The sequence below is a fragment of the Pseudoduganella sp. OTU4001 genome (assembly GCF_038440195.1).
Taxonomy (GTDB): Bacteria; Pseudomonadota; Gammaproteobacteria; order Burkholderiales; family Burkholderiaceae_D; genus Rugamonas.
Genome location: NZ_JASATG010000086.1, coordinates 1 through 221, shown reverse-complemented (window position 1 = coordinate 221; position 221 = coordinate 1). Strand labels below are relative to the sequence as shown.

The following is a 221-nucleotide window of genomic DNA, read 5'->3' as shown; positions in this document are numbered from 1 at the left end:
ACGTTCACACTTATCGGCTGTTGGTATAAAAGAACAGCAATGTTGGGGCTGTAGCTCAGCTGGTTAGAGCACCGTGTTGATAACGCGGGGGTCGTTGGTTCGAGCCCAACCAGCCCTACCAAAATGGGGGATTAGCTCAGCTGGGAGAGCACCTGCTTTGCAAGCAGGGGGTCGTCGGTTCGATCCCGTCATCCTCCACCAATTACTGTTCAAACGTAAGC

Annotated in this window: 2 tRNA genes; both read left to right on the top strand. The window is 53.4% G+C overall.

The features are described 5' to 3' along the window. Nucleotides 1–44 precede the first annotated feature (44 nt). Nucleotides 45–121 (top strand) — tRNA-Ile (locus AAHE99_RS26745). A gap of 4 nt (nt 122–125) precedes the next feature. Next, nucleotides 126–201, top strand: a tRNA-Ala gene (locus tag AAHE99_RS26740). The last annotated feature ends 20 nt before the right edge of the window (nt 202–221 follow it).